This window comes from Microvirga aerilata (assembly GCF_016743775.1).
GTDB classification, from domain to species: Bacteria; Pseudomonadota; Alphaproteobacteria; order Rhizobiales; family Beijerinckiaceae; genus Microvirga; species Microvirga aerilata.
This window is the reverse complement of sequence record NZ_JAEQMY010000260.1, coordinates 1-1,552: the sequence shown is the minus strand read 5'-3', so window position 1 is coordinate 1,552 and position 1,552 is coordinate 1. Positions and strand designations below refer to the sequence as shown.

The window sequence follows — 1,552 nt, the reverse complement described above, 5'->3', positions numbered from 1 at the left end:
TGCGCGCTGGTCTGAACTTCCGCTTCGGCACCTACTAAGACGCGTCTCTCCCGAGACAGAAAAGGCCCGGGGAAACCTGGGCTTTTTCGTTGGCCTGAGGAGCAAGAAACGGAGCTGTTTCGCATACCGGGCGCTCCGGGTGGGGATGGCGGTGGGGAACGGCATTTTGTCCCAGGAATGACCGCAGGGTTGCAGCGCCTTAGGGCGCGGTGCTGGCGGGGGCTCCCTTCACCATACCAGCCTCGCACAGCGGCGGGGGCTATCGCAACGTATCCCTCAAAAGGGTAGGGTGTACGATCACTGCCGCCATACGATAGCGTGGCGCTCAGCATGAAACGCGACAGCGCCAGTCACAGCAAATGGGATCTTGAGAGCCTTGCTTATATAGGGGCTCTGCTTGGCTTGCTTCCCGGCGTTATGCATCAGATCTATTCCATTTCCATCAGGGACTTTCATGGCAGCGAGCCCTTGAGCCACATGCTGATGGAAATGGTTGGGGGAATGCTGGGCGGATCTCTCTTGCTTTGCACAATTGGCTGTATCCGAAACCAGAAGGTCGCCGAGCAGGTGCGCACGGTTGAGAAGGCCGCATCCAAGCCAGAGGCATAATCTGCTTTTCAATTCTGCATGAGGTCCGATATGGAACGAAGCTGTGCTATTTGCCGTTGGCAACTGTTCAGTCGTTTGTAGATCATATTAAGAATGGCGGCACGCTCGAGAAGGCAGCGGCGATTACGCATCACGCCTCGTCCCGCACCACTCAGCTCTACGACCGGCGGCATGGCGAGGTCAGCCTCGATGAGGTTGAACGGATCCTGATCTGAAGCTAGCGGCTTCGGTAAGTATCGACGGTGCGCTCTCCCTCATCGCTGCGCAGCCATGCCTCAGCACTTGTACGGGAGGGGAATTCTGTGGCGCATATCTTTGGTGTCAGTTTCCCACGAACAGGAACGACAACTCGCCACTGCTTCCTGATCTGTAGAACGTAGGCCAGTGAGCGCTCTTGCCTGTTCATGAGGTCCGTCCGGTTTTAAGCTCACCGGATCAGAGTATGCTGCCCTGCGTCTTCAGAAAGTTAATCAGCTAGACGCCCGCTGCCATGGCGAGGAGGCTCTGGTCACCTTTGTATGGCGTTCTGTCGTAAACAGCACGTAAACGCTCGCATTCTGTTCCATGCTTTCTCGTCATAGAGGTATAAAAGCAGAATGTTCACTCATACCCAGATTTGGGCTTCCATTAACGCTATTGCAGAAGCCCGAGGGATCTCGGTATCAGCTTTGGCAATAAGCGCTGGTGTGGATGCGACAGTGTTCAATCGCTCAAAGCGAGTCAGTCGCGATGGCTCTCAACCGAGACGCTTTCCAAGATCCTCATGGCCGCCGATATGGAGTTTAGAGCCTTGGCTGACCTAATGAACACCGTACTAGGTCAGGATACGTCTCGGTCAAAATCGAAAGGCAAGAGGACGAATAAGTGTCAGGACGTCTAGGAACCATTCTCCTGGGGCAGGGTTCTCCCGGACTTGCGTCGTATCTCATGTCAAGTGCAGTTT

General features: G+C 55.2%; 2 protein-coding genes. Both read left to right on the top strand.

What is annotated here, in order from left to right; genetic code table 11:
* The first annotated feature begins 330 nt into the window (after nt 1-330).
* A complete protein-coding gene (locus JKG68_RS32190; RefSeq protein ID WP_202066478.1) occupies nt 331-609 on the top strand; it encodes a hypothetical protein in 279 nt (92 codons plus the stop codon).
* Nucleotides 610-665: 56 nt separating this feature from the next.
* Nucleotides 666-824 (top strand): site-specific integrase, encoded by a 159-nt coding sequence (locus JKG68_RS32185; protein ID WP_246516127.1) that lies wholly within the window; start codon nt 666-668, stop codon nt 822-824.
* Nucleotides 825-1,552: the final 728 nt, after the last annotated feature.

Excerpts from the sequence above, each read along its gene's own strand:
- JKG68_RS32190 (WP_202066478.1), top strand. The coding sequence starts at position 331 with ATGAAACGCGACAGCGCCAGTCACAGCAAATGGGATCTTGAGAGCCTT.